We start from the raw sequence: 22,601 nt of genomic DNA on the forward strand, positions 1-22,601 counted from the left end.
AGAAGGGATCGTAAAGAAATGCCTGGAACGAAGACGAACGATTGGTGGCTACGCCTGCGCATGACCGCAGACGAAGTGGCCACGCGGATTCGCAGCCAGCATCGCCCCCGTTCCATTGCTGCCTCCGCATCACGTTCGTTGCGACTGACCAATCTCGAGCCGAGGTTGTTGTTCAGCGCGACGCCGATCGATCCCGCAGTGATGTCCGGCGACGATGCGGCCGTGGTCATGCAGGTGGAAGCCAGCAGCGATCAAAACACCGCCGCTCAGTCCGATGAGGACGCCTCAGTTCAAACGATCGCCGAGCCCGCACAACAAAGCGGTCACGAAATCATCCTGATCGATTCTTCGGTGCCGGAGTTGCAGGCGTTACTCGACGACCTCGATGAGTCGCGACCCAACGCCGAAGTCTATGTGCTCCAGGGTGATCGAGATGGGATCGATCAGATCACCGAAATTCTTGACGGGCGCAGCGGTGTGCAGTCGCTGCATCTTGTTTCGCACGCCGAAGATGGCGCCGTCAAACTAGGACAGACTTGGCTCGGTCAATCCAATCTGGATGGGTATGCAGGTTCGATCGCGTCATGGCAATCGGCATTGGCGAGCGACGCGGACGTCTTGCTGTATGGATGCGATCTCGCATCGAGCGAAGACGGACGGACGTTGGTTGAATCGATCGGCGCTCTGACTGGAGCGGATGTTGCCGCCAGTACAAACGATACCGGCAACGCGGAGTTCGACGCCGATTGGCAATTCGAATACCACACCGGCCAGGTCGACACACAGGTTGCGTTTTCCGAACAGTTCCAGGACGCTTGGTTGCACAAACTCGCGTCCTTGACAATCAACGTCGACACGTTCAGCGATGTGGTGGACGGTGGCGACGCGTTCACGTCGCTGCGAGAAGCGATCATTCAGGCTAACGCCAATGCCGGTGGCGACACCACGATCAACCTTCTCGCCGGAACGTACACCCGTTCGTTGAACGCGGCGGGCGAGGAGAACGCAGCTAGTGGTGATTTGGATATCCGCGAGGACGTCACGATCGTGGGTGCGGGAGCGGGACTCACCATCATCGATGCCGGGTACAACGACCGGGTCTTCGATGTCCACGATGGTCACCTAACCATATCCGATTTGACCATCACAGCGGGTGTCGCCAGTGGTGGCGGCGGTGCCGTCAACGTCGATGATTCGGCAGCGAATTTGACTCTCAATCGTGTGATCCTGACTGACAACGGAGCGAGCGAGGGGGCGGCCATCGCAAGCGTCGGGACAATCAACCTGACTGATGTCGAGATATCGAACAACGGCGGATCGGTTTCAACGATCAAGGGCGGTGGTATCTATAACGACGGGACCGCGGTTCTGAATCGGGTCACTCTGAGTGGGAACGCAGCCGACGCCGGGGGAGCAATCTACAACGAGAATTCGTCGATCTCCATGTCGCTCACCAACGTGACGATCAGTGGCAACCAAGCGGCATCGAACGGAGGTGGTATCTACAACAAAAACTCGTCCCTCACGATCGTTAATTCAACCATCACGTTGAATTCAGCAGACACGGCCGGCGGCATCTATACCAATGGTTCACCACTGCCCACACTGTTGAACACGATTGTGTCGGGGAACAGCATTGTCACCGCGAACGCCGACATCTCAGGGACGATTTCTAGTTCCGGAAACAACCTGATTGGTGATACGACGGGCGCCGTGGGGTTGATCGGTAGCGACATCACGGGAGTGTCGGCGTTGCTCGATCCCCTGTCAGACAACGGCGGGTACGTCCAAACGCATGCTCTGATGACGGGTAGCCTCGCGATCAACGCGGGGGCGATATCCGGCACACCTACGGTCGATGCACGTGGAGTCACGCGCGATGGAGCTACAGATATCGGCGCCTATGAAGCCGCCAGCACCACGTTTGTCGTCACCACGACGGCCGACAGCGGTGCCGGGTCATTGCGACAGGCGATTATCGATGCGAATTCACTCGCCGGCGCCGATGTGATTGAATTCAATATCAGCGGCACTGGCGTTCATGTCATCACGCCGCTCTCTGCGCTCCCGGCGATTACCGACGCGGTCACCATTGATGCGACGACCGATGACAGCTTCGCGGCGAACGGTAACCGTCCCGCGATCGTTCTCGCGGGAACCAGTGCAGGTGCCGGAACGGATGCGTTCGTGTTGTCATCGACGGCCGACGGCAGTGTCATCCGAGGTTTGGTAATCCAGGATTGGGGCGGAGACGGGATCGAGATCCAGTTGGGGTCGGATCACAACCGGATCGTCGGAAACTACATCGGACGACTTAACACGAGCGGAACGGATTCAGGTGCCGGAACTGGTAACGACGGTAACGGTATTCTCATTTACGGTGCCAGTAATCACATCGGTGGTGCGACGCTCGAAGACCGAAACGTGATCTCAGGTAACGCTACCAACGGCATCCAAATCAGTGGCTCGTCGGCGACCGGCAATGATGCGCTGGGCAACTATATCGGAGTGACCGCCGCGGGAAATGTCGCGCTCGGCAACGGTAACACGGGCGTCCTGATCAATGCGAATGCGACACTCAATCAGATCGGCAGCGCAGGATTCGGCAACGTCATCTCCGGCAACGTCAATGGAGTTCAGATCTTTGATGGTGGGACCATGAACAACGTGGTCCTGGGCAACTACATCGGTGTTGACTCCACGGCAACGATCACGGTGGGGAATACATCCCAGGGCGTTCAGATCGGTGGCGGTGCGGCCAATAACGTCATTGGCGGCGATCTCTCAACGGACGCCAATGTCATTAGCGGCAATGGAACCTCCGCAGTGGAAATCACAGGTTCCGGTACCAGCAGCAACGAGGTGCGAGGAAACTACATCGGAACTAATTCAGGAGGAATTCTCGATCTCGGAAACGGAATCCATGGCATCCGGATTCAAGACAACGCCATGGACAATGTGATCGGCGGTACCGGCGTGGGTGACGGAAATGTGATCGCGTTCAACACGACGCACGGTGTGAGTATCGTCGGTGGAGCGAGCGGCAATGCCGTCATGGGCAATGCGATTTATGGCAGCGGTGAGATCGGAATCGATATTAATGACGATTCGGTAACGCCCAATGATATCGACGATGTTGATAGTGGAACGAACGGATTGTTGAACTTTCCCGTGATTTCGTGCGTCGTGCAGAACGGCGCCGACCTCGATATTACGTTTGGTGCGGATCTCGCATCGGGAACCTTTCGGATTGAGTTCTTTGAGAATCCGTCGGGCATTGATGCGTCAGGGCATGGCGAAGGACAGATCTACCTCGGAACAGCGACGATCGTCTCAACGGGCGCGGCAGGGATCGAGTCATTCACTGCGACGCTGAGTGGGGTGACGGCGACATCCATTGTTGGCGTTACCGCGACGGCCACGGAGGATCGAGGTGGTGGATACTTTGGTAACACCTCCGAATTCAGCACCGCGTTCACAACCGCCGCGGAGTTCATTAATACCGGCGAGATTCGCGTCAACGACACCACGACCAACACGCAAGAAACGTCCGGTGAAACACGCGGCAGTCAGAAGGCGGTGGCGATTTCAGCAAATGGGGATTATGTGGTCGTTTGGTCAAGCGACAGCCAAGATGGATCGGGGTGGGGAGTCTACGCACAGAAGTTCAACTCATCAGGAACCGCATTGTCAGGTGAGATCCTAGTCAGCCAAACGACCACCAATGATCAAATGGGGGCTCGAGTAGGTGCCGCAGACGACGGTAGTTTTGTGGTGACGTGGTCCTGGGATGCGGCAGGCGACCCGCAAGCGGTCATGGCGAGGCGATTCGCCGCCGACGGCAGCGCAATCGACGACGAATTCATTGTCAATTCTACCGTCGCAGGCAAGCAAAGTAATTCATCGATTGCCGTCAACGCTAGCGGGCAATTCATCATTACTTGGGAAGGTCCCGGTATTGGTGATACCGATGGCATTTACTATCGCCGATTCAATGCGGACGGGACCAGCATTGATGCGGTTGAGGTTCGCGCCAATGTGGATGACTTGGGCGCGGAAAACACACCCGATGTTGCGATGAACGACGTTGGGCAATTTGCGATTGCCTGGGAGGCCGCCGGTGAAATCTATGTTCGCCACTACGACGTGGATGGTTTGATGGTGGCTACAGCGACTCACCACGATTTGATGGTCGATGAAACCAGTTCGAACGCGTACGGGCCATCGATCGCGATGGATGCGTCGGGGCGAACGGTCGTCGCGTATCGGACTCCGGGAATCGCAACCGTTGGGGCCGGAATCTGGGTCAAAGCATTCGATTTATCGGGAGTCGTGCGTCATAGCTATTTCAGTCCGAGCACCGGTGTCGGCATCAACAGCACTTCACCGTCGGTGGACGCGGATGATTATGGCAATTTCATCATTGTTTATCACGGTTCGACAAACAGCGATGGAGATGGCGATTCGGTCAAATATCAAATCTACGACGCTGACGCCAACGAGGTCAGTGCGGAAACGCAGGTCAACGTTTCCACGGACGGTGACCAACAACTCGCCTCGGTCGCGATGCTGGATGCGAACAACTTTGTCGTTGTCTGGAGCGGCGAGGGAGACCAATCGGGACAGGAAGACACCAGCGGCGTCTTCGCGAGACAGTTCCATTTCGAGCCTGCCGACGTCGACCTCGATGCCGATGACAGTTCGGGAGCGACGGGGCGGGATTATGACACGACATTCGTCGCAGAGGGTGGTGCCGTTGCCATTGTCGATTCCGATGCGACGATCACGCAGGGCGACGATGCCAATATCGACTCGCTGATTGTCACCATTGAAGACCTGCAAGACGGTACTGATGAAGTGCTCGCTGCCGTTACGACGGGAACGAGTATCACGGCGAGCTACGCCGACGGAATTCTCACGCTATCAGGCACCGACACGGTTGCGCACTACCAACAGGTGCTGCGAACAATCACGTACAACAACAGCGCCAGTTCCCCAACCGCAGGATCTCGCACTATCACCTACTTCGCCCGGGCTGGTGCGTCACTCAGTGGTATTGCGACAACTCATCTCACCGTCACGGTGCCGCCGAATGTCGCCCCGACGGCAGACGCAGGCGGGGCGTACACCATCTACGAAGGCGGGTCTGTAAATCTTGACGCCAGTGGATCCTCTGATAGTGATGGCACGATTACGACGTACATGTGGGATCTCGATAACGATGGTGACTTTGAGGGAGCGAATGATTTAACGACAGCTTCTTCGTCTCTCACCGTTACTTGGTCAGAACTCGTTGCCGCTGGGATCAATGAGGGTGGGGCGGAAGCCGGTGGCGGAACCGACTACACGGTGGGTTTGCGAATTACCGACGACGATGGGGACGTCACTGATGTGACAACAACGATCACGGTCAACGACGTTGCACCGACCCTGGTCGTTTCTGGGGATGCGACGACCGAATCTGGTGCTACTTACACACTGAACCTCGCCACGGTCGACCCGGGGAACGACACGATTTCATCCTGGACAATTAACTGGGGTGACGGAACGATCGAAGACGTTGGTGCGGTGGCATCGGTCACCCACGTCTACACTGCAGTCGGGTTCACTCATAATATTCTTGTTTCAGCGACTGATGCAGATGGTACCTACCTGCAGAACGAACTCTTAGTGACAAATTATGCTGGCGACAGCATCTACCGATTCTCCGCGACGTCTGGAAACTTAATCGAAGAGTTTGCCGACGGGGATGGAATCGACGCCCCGGTGGGTTTGGTAATCGGTCCTGACGGAGCACTTTATTTGAGCGGCGATTCATCGAAAGATGTGCTGCGATACAATGCTGAGACGGGCGCGTTCATAGACACGTTCGTTTCATCGGGAGCTTCCGGTTTGTCGGACGCCGAGGGAATTGCATTTGGTCCCGACGGAAATCTTTATGTCGCCGACTACGGTGGCAAAAGAGTCATGCGGTTCGACGGCAATACGGGCGCGTACATCGATGACTTCGTAGCGGCATCCAGCGGAGGACTTAATAATCCGTATGGCTTGTTGTTCGGACCGGACGGAAACCTCTACGTTAACAGCTATACGGAGGACAATGTCCTTCGCTTTGATGGGGTGACAGGAGCTTTCATTGACACGTTTGTCAGTGCCGAAAGCGGCGGATTGGACACGCCTGAGCAAATGGTCTTTGGCCCGGATGGAAATCTCTACATCGCCAGTTCGAACACGGACGAGGTTCTGCGATATGACGGCACCACTGGTGCGTTCATTGACGCATTTGTTACAGCGCAACTGGGCGGGCTCGACAGGCCCACTGGCCTGACGTTTGGACCGGATGGAAATCTGTACGTCGCTGACTACGAAGATGGCGCGGTCTTGCGATACGACGGCAGTTCTGGCGCGTTCATCGATGAATATGTTGCCGCAGGGGCCGGTTCGTTCGACACGCCGGCGTTCATGGATTTCCTTCCCAAACATCAGGTCACCGTTGTTGCGAACACAGCGGTCGGCGCCGTCAGCGACACCAACGTTAGTGCCAACGAAGTGGCAGAGGATGCCATTGTTGGTGCGTCGGTCGGGATTACAGCATTCGCAGACGACGTTGATGGAGAAACCGTCAGCTACAGCCTCGATGACGATGCAGGCGGGTTGTTCCAGATAAACGCCAGTTCGGGTGTCGTGACGGTGAAATCGACGCTGAACTACGAGGCCAACACCAGCCACGACATTGTCGTTCGCGCAACGAGTGCTGACACCACTTTCAGTACTGCTGGCTTCACGATCAATGTTACGGACGTTAATGACGTTGCTCCGACGGTTGATGCGGCGCAAGCCTTTAACGTCAATGAAAATGCGTCTAACACTACCTCTCTCGGATATGTGGCTGCAACCGATCCCGACACTGTGGGAGCCCTCACCAATTGGGCAATCACTGCAGGCAACAATGATGGAATCTTCGCGATTAATTCGGGCACTGGTGAACTGACCATCCTTGATAATGCCAATTTGGATCGAGAGTCCAGCAGTAGCTATACGTTGACGGTGCGAGTGGAAGACGGAGTCAATACGTCAACGACCGAAACGATCAGTGTCACGGTTAACGACGTCAACGACGTCGCGCCGGTCATTGCCGCATCACAAACTTTCAATGTCGATGAAGATGCAGCGAACAATGCATCGCTCGGTACCGTCGTTGCGACCGATTCCGACAGCGTTGGGGCACTCGGCAACTGGACGATCACGGCAGGCAACGATGACGGTGTGTTCTCCATCAACACGACTACGGGCGAATTGACGGTCTCGGACAACACGAACCTCGATCGTGAATCCGCCGCGAGCTACACGCTTAGTATCCGAGTCGATGACGGAACGAACACGTCGGCTACCGAGACGATCAGCATCACGATTGATGATGTGAATGACAACACGCCCATCATCACTTCGTCTCAATCGTTTAGCGTTGACGAAGACGCCGCCAATACCACTTCGCTCGGGACGGTTGTCGGATCCGACCCGGACACTTCCGGTTCGCTCCGGAATTGGGCAATCACTGCAGGCAACGACGACGGCGTTTTTGCAATCGACGCTTCCAGCGGTGAGCTGACCGTTGTCGACAACAGCAATCTCGATTTCGAGTCCGTCGAGAACTATACGCTTACGATTCAGGTCGAGGACGGCCTAAATACCTCCACGACCGAGACGATATCTATCTCGGTCAATGACCTCAATGACAACGCACCGGTGATCGCGGGATCTCAGACGTTTAGCGTCGACGAGAACGCGGCCGACGCGACTTCGCTAGGCACGGTGGTGGCATCCGACGCGGACACGGTGGGCGGACTGACGAATTGGGCGATCACGTCGGGCAACGATGACGGAATCTTCGCGATCGATGCGTCGACGGGAGAACTGACGGTTACCGACAACACGAATTTGGACTTTGAGTCCACTGGCAGCTACACGTTAAGTATCGAAGTTCAAGACGGAACGAACACCTCCTCTACGCAGACGGTTACCGTCTCTGTCAACGATATCAACGAATCGCCAACGATTACGCTCACGCCGGTGGTTGCCACCATTGACGAAAATGCCGATACCTCGTCCGCGATCACGGTCGCTACGATCACGGTCAACGATGACGGGTTGGGGGCCGAAACGCTGACCCTGTCGGGGGCCGATGAAGGCATGTTTGAAATTGACGGCAACAATCTGCGATTGAAGGCCGGCGTGACCCTCGACTTCGAATCGAATGCGAGTCTGGATGTGACCGTTTCGGTGGACGACGCGAGCATTCCGGGGACGCCTGATGATTCGCAATCACACACCATCACGGTTCAGGACAGGAATGATCCCGCGACCGGTGATGCGGTCATTAGCGGAACGAACGTTGAGGGCGAAACGCTCAGTGTGGACGTCAGCAGTATCGCGGATGAAGACGGGCTCGGCCCGTTCACATTTCAATGGACACGCGACGGCGTCGCGATCGGCGGTGCAAATGCGGCGACCTACGTGATCGATGCCGATGATATCGGCAGTGTAATTCGAGTCGAAGTCAGCTTCACCGACGGGGGCGTCAACGGCGAAACCATCGTCAGTGCGCCGACGGCGACGATTGTCGCTGCGAACGTGGCGCCAACGCTCTCGGACTATCGAACGGCAGGGACAACGGGCCAACCCAAAGTCGTCCCCGCCTCCGTCTTTGAGTCGTTAGCGGACGACCTCGATGGAGATTCTCTCACCGCGATTCTGGTTACGCCACCTTCCTCCGGCACGGTCACCGTGATGCCATCGGGGCTGTTCACGTTCACGCCTGCGCCAGGCTTCGTCGGCCAAGTGACCTTCGAATGGATGGCGAACGACGGATTGGTGAACAGTAACGTCGCGACAGTGACGCTCGAGTTTACGCCCGTGATCCCGCCACCGACGCCCAAATCGACCGCGGCTGCCGAAGGCGATGCGGGATCTGACAGTAGTGAGAAGGCGAATGAGGAACCTGCCGAATCTGATACGAGCGAGAGCGAATCGGAGTCGACATCCGAAGACGATTCGTCAACGGAATCCAGCGACAGTGAATCAAACGACGCCGTGCAGTCAGGCGTTCGCGGAGAGACGAAGGCAGAGTCACGCTCCGAACAGGGTTCCGAATCGGCAAACGTGGTTGAAGTCGCGATCGAGTCGCAGGCAACCACTCAAAACAAGCAGGTCAGTCCGACGGACGCCTTAATCAAACAGTTATCTGAGTCTTTCACGACTCAGACAACCCGCAAGTCTCGAGTCTCGGGCGGCCAAGGGCCCGACTCATCAGGGCCATTGAGCGATTACCAGACGCGCAATCTCGTGATGGCGGACTTTGCATTAATGACCCGGCCAGGGGCGATGTGGGACCAGCTCGACAACTACCAGAAAGACGTCGATTCCAGAATCCAAGGCGACCTCATCGTGGTCGGCTCGGCAGGTGCTGCTGCGTCAAGTTTCACCGTCGGTGTTGTTGCCTGGGCGTTGCGAAGCGGTTTCCTGGTATCCGGACTGATTGCCCACATGCCGGCGTGGAGTGGCGTCGACCCGTTGTTGATTATGAACGGACTCTCAGGCGGTTCGGCTGCAGGTGCCGCTGGCAGTGAAACGCTCGAACAGTTGATGGATCGCCAAAACAAAGAGGTCGAGCAATCCGACCATGCGACCCCGCCAAGTTAGCTTCGCTTCGTTCCGCCATCGATACCCACAACGCACAAATACCTTTATCCCCATTAATTATTCTCTGTCGTCTCGTATCTCATGCTTTCTCTCATCCCTATTCGACTCCGACTTTCCTTCGGGTTAGTCGGCTTGATGACCGGCACGTTGCTGGTCGCTAGCGCGGGCGGATTTTTTCCGAACGAACAAGAAGAAATTCTTCGCGGTCGCGCAAAATTATGCGAAACGCTCGCGATCAGTGGGACGGCGATGGCGTCGAGCGGACAGATCGAGAGTCTGCAGGTGACGCTCGAATCGGTGGTGCATCGCGATGATTCGATCCTGAGTATTGGGTTGATCAGTTCCGAAGGCGGTTTGGTCGTCTCGGCCGGTCCCCATGTCGATGCGTGGGACGAAAGTCGCGACGATGCCATGACGCAGATGCGCGTTCCCGTCTTTCGCTACGGCAAACAATGGGGTGAAATGCAAATCGCGTTCGAGTCGACCGGTGGGCTTTTCGGTCTGAACTATTGGGCACCGGCTTGGCTGCTGATTGTCCTGATCCCCGCCTGTTTCATTCAGTTTTCGTTCTTCCTACGTAAGACGTTGCAAAGTCTCGACCCGTCGGGCGCCGTTCCTACTCATGTCGAGAAGGCGCTTGATACGTTTACGGTTGGGCTCGTGCTACTCAACGCTGATCAACGTGTCTTGTTCGCCAACAAACGGCTCACTCAGTTGATCGGCAGGGAAGCGTCGGTGTTGGTGGGCAAACCGGTCGGTTCGCTCGACTGGATGGATCCGGACCATGTTGGTGATGATGATGGCGAATCGGCAAAGACGATTCCAGAGATGCCATGGGCAACCGCGAAACGCACGGAAGATTCCGTGCACGACCGAATCCTGCAACTCGAAGTTGACGGTCGACAGTTGACGTTTTCGGTAAACTGCACACCGATCACGGGGCAAGGGTTCTTGGTGACGTTCGATGACATCACGCTGATCGAAGAGAACAAGGTCGCGTTGGCTCAGGCTCGAGATGCGGCGCAGAACGCGAACGAAGCGAAGAGCGAATTTCTGGCCAACATGAGTCACGAGATTCGCACGCCTCTCAACGCAGTGCTCGGTTTCACCGACGTCCTCCGTCGAGGGTTGGTGAGCAATTCAGACGAAGCGGTCGGGCACCTCAACATGATCCACCGCAGCGGAGCGCACTTGCTCGAACTGATCAACGACATTCTCGACTTGTCTAAGATCGAAGCGGGGCACCTGCAAGTGGAATCGATCGACACGCACGTCGACCGGGTGTTGATTGATGTTGCCAACACACTCCAAGTTCGCGCAGACGAAAATTCGCTCGACCTGAATGTTCGGTTTCAAACCGCGATTCCTCGCACCATTCAGTGCGACCCGACACGACTGCGGCAGGTGATCACCAACCTTGTCGGTAATGCGATTAAGTTTACCGAGGAAGGCAGCGTGTCGATCATTGCAGCAATGCGTGACGCGGATCCTGAAAACTTGTTCGCCGAACACAACGATCCCGCTCTCGTTGATGCGACCAGTGACCAGGTGCTGCGAGTCGATGTGGTCGATACCGGGATCGGAATGACGCCCGAACAGCAGGCCAAGATTTTCCAATCGTTCGTGCAGGCCGACTCCACGACGACGCGTAAGTTCGGCGGTACGGGGCTCGGTCTGTCGATTAGTCGTCGGCTCGCCGAAGCCATGGGCGGAACGCTCAACGTGCTCAGCAAACCAGGAATGGGCAGTACGTTCCGGTTGGAGATTCCGCTAATGCGGTCTGACCTGCAGGATCTGGTGTCGCCGACGGAATTAAAAGAGTGCACGGAAAACCGTAACTCCGACGCCGCCAATACCGATCTCACATCGTTGCCGCCGGAACTCGTCCTCGTGGTCGATGATGGGGAAGCGAACCGGCGGTTGATCGATCTCGTGTTGACGCGAGCGGGGGCAACCGTGGTGACCGCGAACAACGGTCTCGAAGCGATCGAATGCGTCGCGAACCAGAAGCCGGCGTTGATCCTGATGGACATGCAAATGCCGGTGCTCGACGGATACACCGCTACGAGGCGATTGCGAGATGCGGGCTTTGACAAACCGATCGTCGCATTGACCGGAAACGCGATGCGGGGCGACCGCGAGAAATGTGTGGATGCCGGTTGTGACGACTTCATGACTAAACCGATCAATATCGATCAACTCCTCGAACTCGTGTCGAGCCATCTCGGTGCGGCACCACCGCCGGCAACCGAAGAGACATCTATTGATTTGCCATGCATCTTGCTTCCGCATGACGAATCCAATCGCCGTGGACTATCGGATACGGATCCATCCAATGCAATTATTCCCACGTTGCCGATGGACGATGACGACTTCCGCGCGATCACGAGTGACTTTCTCGACCGATTACCTGCACGCTTGGATGCGATCGAAGCCGCGATCGCCGAAGCGAACTTTGAGTCGGTGCACGGCGAGGCTCACTGGCTCAAAGGCGCCGGCGGAACGGTTGGACTCGGTGTGTTTACCTCCCCTGCGAAACAACTCGAAGAGGCCGCGAAGGAACATCAAGTCGACATCGCGTTGGCGGCGCTTGCACAGATTCGCGAATTAAACTCACGGGTGGTGATCCCGAATTCCGGGGCGTCGAATTCACCTGCACCGGCGTCATCGCTGCCCATTCCTGCACCGGAGACATCCCGAGAACCGCTGACCCAACGCGAGAACAAAATCGTCGGCGAACCGATCGAATGCAGTCTGCCGCTCGAGGATCCTGACTTGTTCGAAATCGTTCGTGGTTTTGTCGAACGGATGGATGTCCGTTTGCCTCAGATGAGAGAAGAATTGGCCCAAGGGCGGCTGCACGAACTCGCCCAAAGTGCTCACTGGCTCAAGGGAGCAGGCGGCACGGTTGGCTACGCGGCCTTGACGCAACCGTCACGCAACCTGCTCGCCGCCGCAGGTGCCGGCAATACCTCGGAGTGCGATCGTTGGATCTCCAATATCGAATCAATCCGGCAACGCATGATCGTTCCCCAAGTCATTCAATCGTGAGAAACGTCGTAACCAAACCTGCTGATGACGGCGGGCGTTTTTGCTGCCTGATATCCCGCATAATCGCACCTCGTCTGCAATGCTTTCCCGTCGGGATTCTCCGACCGGCATACGGCGCACAAAGCCTGACGTACGCTTCAAATGAGAAAACCATTCAACGCTCCACCTCGATAGCATCATGACCGATATGCTTTCCGCCTCCGATTCCGCGTCTGCGATACCGTCCGCAACACAACCCGGGTTTCCGGTAGTTGCTAGCACCGCAGCCAAGCAGCCTCCGGCTACTGCCGCACCGACGTCGCGTGCGCTGCCGGGAAAGATCATGATCGTCGACGATGAGATCGCCAACGTATTGATCGTCAAGAAGTATTTGGAACGTGCGGGGTATCGAGATTTTGAAACCACGACGGACTCCACCGCCGCACTGCGGATTCTCAACGCGACACGTCCCGACGTGCTGTTGCTCGACGTCAATATGCCGAGCGTGGATGGAATCGAGATTCTTCGCAAAGTCCGTGAAGAGCCGCAGTTTCGTCACCTCCCGGTGTTGATCCTGACGGCGAATACCGACGAACAAATCAAGTTGACCTGTCTGGATCTCGGCGCGACTGACTTTTTGCTCAAACCCGTCGACCCGATGGATTTGACGCCGCGTGTTCGCAACTCGTTGCAAGCGAAATCGTTTCAAGATCGTTTGCAAAATCACGCCACCGAACTCGAACTCAAAGTCGAACAACGCACTCGGGAACTCGAAGCATCGCGGCGGGAAGTCGTGTACTGTCTCGCCCGTGCGGCGGAACTTCGCGACAACGACACTGGCAACCACGTGATCCGCGTCGGACGTTTTGCAGGGATCATCGCCAAAGCGATGGGACTGCCGGATTGGTTCGTTCGCGATATCGAGATGGCCGCTCAGTTGCACGATGTCGGCAAGATCGCGATCCCTGATGCGATTCTGCTCAAGCCAGGAAAGCTCGAACCCGAAGAGTTCGAAATCATCCAGAACCACGTCAAGTTCGGTCATCAAATCATCCAACCGCACGCCGGACAGGATGCCCGCTTGATGCGGCGACACGTCGAGTTCGGCAGCGACATGCTTCGCAACGGCAGTGCGTTGATGCGGCTCGCCGCGAGTATCGCGCAAACGCACCACGAACGGTTCGACGGCACCGGATACCCACTCGGATTGGCCGCCGAAGACATTCCTCTCGAAGGACGGATCACGGCGGTCGCCGACGTTTTCGATGCACTCTCAGCAGAACGTCCTTATAAGAAGGCGATGCCACGCGAGAAGTGTTTCTCGATTCTCGAAGAAGGGCGCGGAACGCACTTCGATCCCGATGTCCTCGATGCGTTCTTCGCGTCGACGAAAGAGATCGTGCGTGTACAACTCGACTTTATGGATCACGTCGATTCACCAAAACCGCCGACGGAATAGATCGGCGTTGAGGCAACTCACCGGTTGCCGCGTGCGGGAGTCTTGCCTAATCAACGTTTCCATCGCTTCGGTAACCACCGTCACCAATCGGTGGCTGAGTTCTGGTAAACGCCGAATTCTAGGAAACAAAACGGCAAGAGCGTTTCCGAAAACGACATAGCCGATCTCGCCGGACCTCGTTGTCCGCGGATCTGGCGAGTCGAGCTTCATTGAACGGCATTGGTATATTCGTTCACGCTGTCGCTCGAAGCTCGTTAGCATAGCCGCCGGAATGGGGCCTGAAGTCACGCTCGGCATTCGCGTTCGCATTCGAATCGCCGCCTCGCGAATCATTCGCGATTCGCGAACACAGCCACCACGGTTGTCTTCACCGATTCGCAAGGTTTCTTTCACCGTCTTCCCGAGTTCGTTGCGGGAAAGTGTGTCTGATGGTGATGAGGCGTTTGCAAACGCGGGGAAGCGATCGCTGCCCGTGGAGGTGTTCTCTCGAACGCCGTTTGCCTTTTGATTTAAGGCGTCACTTCCGTCGGATGCGGAGCCGCGATTCCGGCGGGGAAGTTTCGGCTTACCGCTTCGAACAACAGGTTGAACGTTTGCGGTTGGTTGCTTCGCAGGACAAGTTCATAGTCGATCGATTCGCCCGGTTTGATCGACCGGATTTCTTCGAAATAGATCGTGTTCCCACTGCGGTTAAACCGACTGAGTTCGGGGCTTTGCGTTTGTGACAATCGCTCGATCGAAACACCCGGTGGTAGGTCGAATGCGATCTGGACCCCGTTGTCGATCATGTTCGTGTCGTTGGTCAGCCGCAAACTGTATCCGATTGCGTCGCCGACACGTGGAGAGATGTCTCGCTGTAACACGTCCAGACGGATCGTTCCCGAATTGGTGTTTCGGTCCGATGGGCTGGTCGGTGGTGGCGTCGCATTGTTGTTCGATGGTGGTGGCGTGCCCGGTCCACCCGGAATGCCCGGTGGGGTGCGGGCGGGTGGCAAGACCGGAGGTGCGGTGAGCGGCCGGTCGGGCGTGTTGTTTGGGAAAATCTGCACGCTAGTCGAATCGCGTCCGCGTGCACCTTCGGCGGATTCCGCCGTGAAGATGAACTGGCTGCTTGCGCTCGCTTGCTGGGCGGAGAATTCTCCTTCGATTACTGCCGTCTCTTCGGCGGGTAACTCGGGAATCGTCCAAACGATCAGGTAAGCGGTGTCGAGGTTGCGTGGGAAGTCCACGGTCGCTTGTTCGGGGACGACTTGCGGATCGTACGACATCGTGACGCGAACATTCTTGAGGGGAATGGCGCCGGTGTTCTCGACACGGCCACGAATGAAGACGCGATCACCAACGACGATACGATCGCGTGCCGCCGAAACCGTGACCGACATCGCCGGCGTCGGTGGAGGCCGGTTGATCACCGTCACGCACGACGATTGGGATTGTTGTTGGCCACCTGCGGCCGTCGCGGTGAAGTTAACGCAACGCAGTCCGGAATCGAGTGAAGTGAACGCCACCGTGCTGCGCCAGATCTGCCCTGGCTGCAACGGACCGTCAGTTTTATCGTTGGCGACTTCTCGCGTGTTCTCTTGCGAGTGAGTCATGTACTCGTCGCCCAACGCGGTCAAACCCACGTCTCGCAGTGGGCGATCGCCCGTATTTTCGACTTCGATGGAATAGACGACGCTATCGCCTGCTTCGTAACGTTGTTTTTCCGGTGAAACGCGGAGCACCAACGAGGGGCGATAAATGTCAACGCGAACGCTGTCATCGGCGGCCAACCCGCCGTCTCCGCGAGCTTCGAACGAAATTGAGATCGGTGACGTCGCGCTGAGTTTCAACCCGATGTCGAGTTGTTGTTGCGGAGGGATCGTTCCGATTTCCCACACGACGCTGTTTGGGAATACCTTCGCGAACGCGTCCGATGAGAGCACTTTGACGCCTTCGGGGATCGCCGCGCGGACTTCCACGCCTGTTGCATCTTGATCGCCGGGGTTGGCAATGTTTGCGAACACGTCGAATGGCACGTCATACGAGGCGACCTCGGGGCCGCCCGTTCGCAGCGTCAGTTGGGGTGACGACCACGTGACGAACGCTTGCCCGCGTCCGAGCGTCAAATCGGGCATGTTGTCGCTCAGTCCACCGGGACGGATCACGCGAACGTCGATGATGGCGTTGCCCGACGTTCCGGGAATCGGAACGAGGGTCGCGGGAGCGTTTCCGGAATCGTCGACGTTGACCTCGACGACCGACGAACCATCGGTGCCCGCAAACGTCGCGAGTTCGGGGTTCATCAATTCGTAACGGACTTTCCATCCACGTGCGGGCAATGATCCTTCGGCGCGAGTCACTCGGGTGACGAGTTCCGCAGCCACACCAGCATTGAGCCGTTGTGGGCCAGGGAATTGCCATCGGGCGTCGACCCAGTAGATCGTCGCGTTCGCTTTTCGTTGGTCCCAGCATTCACTGTCGGGGGCCAGTACGGTGACGTGGCTGGTGCCCTCACTCGGGCTGCTCAGGGTTAACCATGTTTGGCCCTTTTCGAGTTTGACGTCGTCGGCGGGATTCGTGTTTCCTCGCGTGATCAACGCCGCTTTCGTGCTGGTCACGCCACGTGCGTACGCGCCGTCTTGTTTTTCAGCGGCTGGGATTTTCGCCAAACGATGCAACATACCCGGCGCATCGTCTCCGACGGCAATAATGTTACCAACGCTATCACGGCTGAGCATCCACTCGAGCGGTTCGCCGACTTGCAGATACCCATCGGTGCCGCAAATGCCCGACAACAACATCACCTCGCCGCCTACGGGGGCAACAATCTTTTGGGGTGTCAAAAGAATGCAGCCGCGTTTTCCACGAGGAGGAAGTTTGCAGGCTTTGGTGGCATTGATTTCGGTTCCGTAGAGAACAGCTGGCGGTCCGACGAGGCAATCGCCGCCGCATCCCGGGCCGGGGACGCACGGTTCATTGCTCGCCACACCACTGCCCGTGACCGCGTTGGGGTTCACACACGCGGGCGGATCGGCGGGATCTTGGAACGCCGGTTCAGGAAAACTGAAACCAGGGCAGCGGAGGCATGAGCCGAGACCACCGAGGCAGCCCAGACATTGGCAAGAACTGCTGAGGGCACAATCGCCGTTCATGCACGGCAACGCGAGTCCTGTCGTCGTCGGCAGCGGCGAAAACAGGCAACTGCCCGTCGGGTCAATCGCGGGCAATCGCAATTGGCTGCATCCGCTGCCGACAAAAAACAACATGAGTGCGATGATCGCGGTCACGTGGCGGAACGTCCGAGTCAGAACATCGGATCGCGTGACGATGCCGCGACGAAGTGATTGCTCACATCGCGGGCTGCGTAGATCGTCAGTGATCGCTGTCAAACTCATCGGTCCATCGGTCGAGCGGGGAAAAAAGAATTCGTCCGTAGGAAAGCTAGCACGCAATCCCCGAAGAGGCGTTGGGTGCAAGTGGGAAAACGAAATTCTCTCGAAAAGCGGTAACGCGGGGGAACGGTTGCGCCGATGATAACGGTCCGTCTGGTCGGCAAAACTAAAAGGTCGGTTGGGCAATGACGCGGCGTCGGATCGGTAATGTTCTCGATCGAGTCGAGTGGTTGCATCGAAGTCACCGTGAAACGGCGGTGGCGGTGCGCTCAATGCGGTGTACTCGCCCGGTTGTGATCGGGCACGCGAAGAGTTTGAATAGGGCACTGAGAAAATTGATCGCGCGTCGGCATGGATTTACGTCACTCGGCGTGCTACGCCGAACGCGCGCGACGTGAGACGTGACCGATCACCAAATTCCCCACTACCCGCTGACTCACTCCATGACGCATTCTCCCGTTCGATTTGGCGTGCTCGGAACCGGACGGATTACTCGGCGGTTGATCGCCGACCTGCAATCGACGCCGGGGGCGAGTGTCTCGGCGATTGCATCGCGTAGCGGCGATCGTGCGAAATGGAGTGCCGACAGTCACGGCATTGCCGCCGCAGTGGAAGGGTACGCGGAATTGCTCGCACGCGATGATGTTGACGCCGTTTACATTGCGTTGCCGCCGTCGCTGCATCACGAATGGACGCTCGCCGCGTGCCAGGCGGGCAAGCATGTCTTGTGCGAAAAACCGGTTGCGTTGTCGGCGGCACAAGTCTCCGAGATGATTGCGGCAGCCAACAGTGCGGATGTTCGCTTCCTTGATGCGACCGCTTGGTTGCACCATGAGCGGACTGACCAATTCCGACAATGGCTCACGACAACGGGACCTCAGGAAGATTCCGCCAAAGCGGCAGCTAAGAAGGACGACCTGTTCGACGATGAATCCGAATCCGATGACGAGGCCATCCCTTTTCGACTCGGGCCGCTACGTCATCTCAGTGCCTCGGTCTCTTTCCCGAATCCGTTCCTCGATGGCGACCATCGATTGCACGCAAGTCTCGGTGGCGGTGCATTGTTGGATCTCGGTTGGTACTCAGCGGGCTTGATCCGATTCGCGAGCGGTGTTTTGCCGAAAGAAGTCTATGCGCAGGCTGTGATGCGAGGTGAAATCGTCGCTCGAGTCTCGGCCACGATGATCTTTTATGATGAGTTGACCGCGACGCTGTCTTGCGGGTTCGACACGTCCACGCGAAAGTGGTTTGAGATCGCCGGCACAGACGCATCGATCGTCTGTGATGACTTCACGCGACCCTGGGCTGAAAAGCCCGCACGCAGTTGGGTTCACGAAGCGTCCGGAAAGGTCCATTCGTTCGTCCCGCCGAGTGAGGTGAACGTACCGGCCGAACCAAATTCTGCACCGGAGGGAGGCGTGCCGGTCCATCGTTGCCTGCAAGAACGAGTCATGATTGGCACCCTGGTACGATGGATTCGCGAAGGAGCACCGTCCGGTCAACCTGCACCGTGGAACGCGTTTCACGAACAAGCATTGCATACGCAAACGATGCTGGACGCGCTCGATGAATCGATTCGCCGCAAACAACCGGTGTCGTTGGGGTAGTTGTTCGAGCGAGCGAGTCTCGGTTATCCTCCCGTTTTCGAAATCAATTCGTAGCGGTCGAGGTCTTCATGGCAGTTGAAATCAGTGCGGTTTATCAGGGCGAGCTTCATTGCGACGCGACCCACGGTCCGAGCGGACAGCAAATCTCGACGGACGCGCCGACTGACAACGGTGGCCGCGGAGAAGCGTTTTCGCCGACGGACCTGGTTGCGACCGCGCTGGGCACCTGTGTTTTGACGATTCTCGGACTCGTGTCGGCCCGCCACAATGTCGATTTGAGCGGCACGACGGTAAAGGTGACCAAGGAAATGATCCAGTCTCCGGTGCGTCGGATCGGCCGCTTAGCCACCGTCGTGACCTATCCCGCATCCGTCCAACTCGATGATGAGATGCGTTCTCGGCTGGAATCGGCGGCACGGCATTGCCCCGTTCACCAGAGCCTTCACCCCGATATTGATGCCCCGATCGAGTTCGTGAACGCCGGTCAATCCGCCTGAAGTAACGAAAAAAGGGGGTGGATCGTCGGAATCTGGCGGAAAGCCCCTCCCGTAGGCTGGCTAGCGTCCGTTTCGCCGATCATACTTTCGCATCCAAACATCGGAGAGTTCCAATCGCGACGCTCACGATGCCGCGTTAAAACCTCATGGTTTGCTAATCGACCTTTTCGGCCCAACTGCCCACGTTTGCCCAATGAAATCTTCCGACCTCGTGATCACCGGCGTTGGAATGGTTTCGTCGATCGGAGTGGGACGCAAAGCGTTTTCGGATTCATTGCTCGGCGGCGTCAGCGGAGTCAAGCGTCTCAGTGCCGAGGCGTCCGAGGAGAACGAGCACGTTACGCGGCGGTATCGAACCGTTAACGGCGAAGCAGCGCTCGACGAAGAAACGGCAGTCGTCGCTAGTTTGGACAACTTCGACGGCAAGCTCTTTGTGAAGCCGCGAAAGGCACTCAAAGTCATGTGCCGCGAAATTCAAACCGCCTACGCGGCCTCCCAATTGGCGATCGAAGACGCGGGACTGCAACCCTATCTCCCCGCGCAACCACCCGAGGACGCCGCAACGCAACGGCCTCGCTCCACGCTGAAGTCTCGCAAGCGTCCGTGCTACACCGAAGGTGGAAAGATCCAGAGTGACCGGATCGGAACCGTCTTCGGCAGCGAACTGCTCTACGGTGCCCCCGAAGAATTGTCCGACGCCTTTTATGATTGCCTCGCTGAAAACGGGAAATTCGACCCGAGCCAATTCGGCAACGCGGCGATGAAACGGATCACGCCGTTGTGGTTGCTGAAGTATTTGCCGAACATGCCCGCGTGCCACTTCAGCATCGTGCTCAATGCTCACGGTCCCAACAATTCAATTACCGTCGGCGACACGTCCGGCCATGCCGCGTTAATCGAAGCCTGCGGGTACCTCAAACGTGAGATCGCAGATTTCATGGTGGTCAGTGCCAGCGGTTCACGTTTGAATGCGACTCGCGCGCTGTTCACCGAAGACCAACCGTTGGCAAAAGCGATGAACCCGGCCGCGCATAGTAGCCGTCCGCACGCGAGTGACGCCGACGGATTAGTGCGCGGTGAAGGCGCCGGTGGTCTGACGCTCGAACGCGCCGACATGGCGGCGGCTCGAGGTGTGCGTCCGATCGCTCATGTGACCGGTTACGCATCACGTTTCCTGCCCTCGCACGCATTCGCAACCGGACAACAAAACGCGGACCTGCGGCCCGATGCCGGTCGTGGGAGCGTTGAATCAATCGTTTCGGCGATGCGTGGGGCGATGGATGCCGCCGGAGTGACCGCGGACCAAATCGGTGCAATCGTTGGCCACGCCGTTGGCGACCCTGTGCTCGATGCGTGCGAACGTGACGCGATCCTATCTGTCGCTCCGAACGCCCCTGTTCTCTTACCGGGAACCCTGCTCGGTCACACCGGCGCCGCCAGTGGGATGATGGGCGTTTTGGCGGCCTGCGTTACGATGCAGAGCGGCAGGATCTCGCCGGTCCCGCACGCCGATTCCTGTGTCGACGCGACCGGGAAAACCAAACCGTTGAACCTGAGTGACCGCGTCCGTCAATTGGAAAAGCGGACCGTGATGGCGATCGCTCACACGTCGCCGGGCAACGCCACCGCCATCATTCTGCAAGACTAAATCGGCCGCGAATAGAGTCGATACGTTTTGTCGAGCGTCGAACCGGATGCGTCCAGAATCGATCGCATGGCATCGTTGGTCTCGAGAATCCAAGACATCTCGCAGTATTGGGCGCCGTTGTTAACGCTCGCGGTGCGGCAACGGTCGATCATCGAAAACGCGATCGCAGCGCCCGTGCGAGTGTTCTGAAACTCTCGCGAAATTCCCATTAAAGGAACACGCACCGATCGACAGGGGATCCGTTTGATCCGGTAGAGCATCCGCATCCATCCCAACGGAAACAGTTTCCCGTTCAGGTCCGCGGTGAGTTCATTCAGGTTCGGAATCACGACGATAAAGCCCGCGACCTTGCCGTCAACTTCCGCGAGGACCACGGCGTCGGTGCTGAATAACCGGCGGACCAACATCGCGAGATCGTTCACTTCCCCCTGAGTCATCGGCACATGGCCCCAGTTTTCTGACCAGGACTCGTTGAAGAGTTCGAGCAGCAAACCTAGTTCGGACTCGAGTTTTCGTTTGTCGACGTTGCGAAGTTTGATTTTCGTGTTGCGAGCCGCCGATCGCAAGATCCGTTCAATCCGCTCGGGATACGGTTGGGAGATATCGAGGTGGTATGCGTAAACGTCGATCTCCTTCTGCAACCCCGCCTCGCAAAACAGACGCTGGTAGTAGTCCGGGTTGTGGCTCATAAAGATGTACGGTGGACGATGAAACCCATCGATCAACAGCCCGGCTTCCTCGTTGATCGACAAATTGAAGGGTCCCACCATCCGGTTCATGCCACGCTCGGCGAGCCATGCGGAGGCAGCGTCAAACAAGGTCTTTGCCGTTTGCGGACAGTTCACGCACTCGAAGAATCCAAAATGCCCCGTTCCCGCACCCTGATGTTGTTGAGTGAGGTCGCAGACCTGAGCGGAGATGCGGCCGACGACACGCCCCTGATGTCGCGCCAAAAACAACGCCGCCTTCGCGTGTTCAAAATACGGATTCTTCCGTGGGTTTAGACGCGTGCGAATTTCGGCTAAAAGCGGTGGCACCCAATGAGCATCCTCGCCGTAGATCGACCAAGGAACCTGCAGGAAATCTCGCATGTCCCGGCGGCTGGCGACGAGTTGGGTGGTGATTTCCGTCATGGAGGTGAGAGCCTTCTGCAAATGATGACTCGCACAACACACGGATTGCCAACTCATCCGCACTGAAATCTGGTCGAGCGTCCCAAGAATACTGAGTGAACCGCTGGCGTACTAGTCAGTAACCCTTCAATAGCATGGCTCGTCCTACAATGGA

The 22,601-nt window shown here is 57.4% G+C and carries 9 protein-coding genes; 7 read left to right on the forward strand and 2 right to left on the reverse strand.

Features of this window, described 5'->3' with window-relative positions; all coding sequences use genetic code 11:
* Positions 1–18 precede the first annotated feature (18 nt).
* From FHS27_RS21295 to FHS27_RS21310, 4 genes are all read left to right on the forward strand, one after another.
* Positions 19–9,699 (forward strand): cadherin domain-containing protein, encoded by a 9,681-nt coding sequence (locus tag FHS27_RS21295; protein ID WP_184306846.1) that lies wholly within the window; start codon positions 19–21, stop codon positions 9,697–9,699.
* An 81-nt stretch (positions 9,700–9,780) separates the two neighbouring features.
* Positions 9,781–12,750, forward strand: coding sequence for an ATP-binding protein (locus FHS27_RS21300; protein ID WP_184306847.1), 2,970 nt, complete (start codon positions 9,781–9,783; stop codon positions 12,748–12,750).
* A 178-nt stretch (positions 12,751–12,928) separates the two neighbouring features.
* Positions 12,929–14,188 (forward strand): HD domain-containing phosphohydrolase, encoded by a 1,260-nt coding sequence (locus FHS27_RS21305; RefSeq protein WP_184306848.1) that lies wholly within the window; start codon positions 12,929–12,931, stop codon positions 14,186–14,188.
* Positions 14,189–14,459: 271 nt separating this feature from the next.
* Positions 14,460–14,696: a hypothetical protein gene (locus tag FHS27_RS21310; RefSeq protein ID WP_144058723.1), complete on the forward strand. Its 237-nt coding sequence runs from the start codon at positions 14,460–14,462 to the stop codon at positions 14,694–14,696.
* Between the two features lies 1 nt (position 14,697).
* Here the strand turns inward: FHS27_RS21310 and FHS27_RS21315 are convergent, their stop codons facing one another.
* Positions 14,698–17,565: a hypothetical protein gene (locus FHS27_RS21315; RefSeq protein ID WP_184306849.1), complete on the reverse strand. Its 2,868-nt coding sequence runs from the start codon at positions 17,563–17,565 to the stop codon at positions 14,698–14,700.
* Between the two features lie 440 nt (positions 17,566–18,005).
* Here FHS27_RS21315 and FHS27_RS21320 point away from each other — a divergent pair, with 440 nt between their 5' ends.
* From FHS27_RS21320 to FHS27_RS21330, 3 genes are all read left to right on the forward strand, one after another.
* Entirely contained in the window at positions 18,006–19,169 is a 1,164-nt protein-coding gene (locus FHS27_RS21320) for a Gfo/Idh/MocA family protein (protein ID WP_221225277.1), read from the forward strand.
* A 68-nt stretch (positions 19,170–19,237) separates the two neighbouring features.
* On the forward strand, positions 19,238–19,666 hold the full coding sequence (locus tag FHS27_RS21325) for an OsmC family protein (RefSeq protein WP_184306851.1): 429 nt from the start codon (positions 19,238–19,240) through the stop codon (positions 19,664–19,666).
* A 193-nt stretch (positions 19,667–19,859) separates the two neighbouring features.
* The gene (locus FHS27_RS21330) at positions 19,860–21,314 is read left to right on the forward strand and encodes a beta-ketoacyl synthase N-terminal-like domain-containing protein (RefSeq protein ID WP_184306852.1); all 1,455 of its coding nucleotides are present in this window, start codon (positions 19,860–19,862) and stop codon (positions 21,312–21,314) included.
* Here FHS27_RS21330 and FHS27_RS21335 read toward each other — a convergent pair.
* On the reverse strand, positions 21,311–22,447 hold the full coding sequence (locus FHS27_RS21335) for an N-acetyltransferase (protein ID WP_184306853.1): 1,137 nt from the start codon (positions 22,445–22,447) through the stop codon (positions 21,311–21,313). The genes FHS27_RS21330 and FHS27_RS21335 overlap by 4 nt on opposite strands.
* Positions 22,448–22,601 lie beyond the last annotated feature (154 nt).

It is taken from the genome of Aporhodopirellula rubra (genome assembly GCF_014192335.1).
In the GTDB taxonomy this organism is placed as follows: Bacteria; Planctomycetota; Planctomycetia; order Pirellulales; family Pirellulaceae; genus Rhodopirellula; species Rhodopirellula rubra.

Bases quoted from the DNA above. Each gene is read 5' to 3' on its own strand.
- FHS27_RS21295 (WP_184306846.1), top strand. From the start codon at position 19: ATGCCTGGAACGAAGACGAACGATTGGTGGCTACGCCTGCGCATGACC.
- FHS27_RS21315 (WP_184306849.1), bottom strand. From the start codon at position 17,565: ATGAGTTTGACAGCGATCACTGACGATCTACGCAGCCCGCGATGTGAG.
- FHS27_RS21305 (WP_184306848.1), top strand. From the start codon at position 12,929: ATGACCGATATGCTTTCCGCCTCCGATTCCGCGTCTGCGATACCGTCC.
- FHS27_RS21330 (WP_184306852.1), top strand. From the start codon at position 19,860: ATGAAATCTTCCGACCTCGTGATCACCGGCGTTGGAATGGTTTCGTCG.
- FHS27_RS21310 (WP_144058723.1), top strand. From the start codon at position 14,460: ATGGGGCCTGAAGTCACGCTCGGCATTCGCGTTCGCATTCGAATCGCC.
- FHS27_RS21300 (WP_184306847.1), top strand. From the start codon at position 9,781: ATGCTTTCTCTCATCCCTATTCGACTCCGACTTTCCTTCGGGTTAGTC.
- FHS27_RS21325 (WP_184306851.1), top strand. From the start codon at position 19,238: ATGGCAGTTGAAATCAGTGCGGTTTATCAGGGCGAGCTTCATTGCGAC.
- FHS27_RS21335 (WP_184306853.1), bottom strand. From the start codon at position 22,447: ATGACGGAAATCACCACCCAACTCGTCGCCAGCCGCCGGGACATGCGA.
- FHS27_RS21320 (WP_221225277.1), top strand. From the start codon at position 18,006: ATGACGCATTCTCCCGTTCGATTTGGCGTGCTCGGAACCGGACGGATT.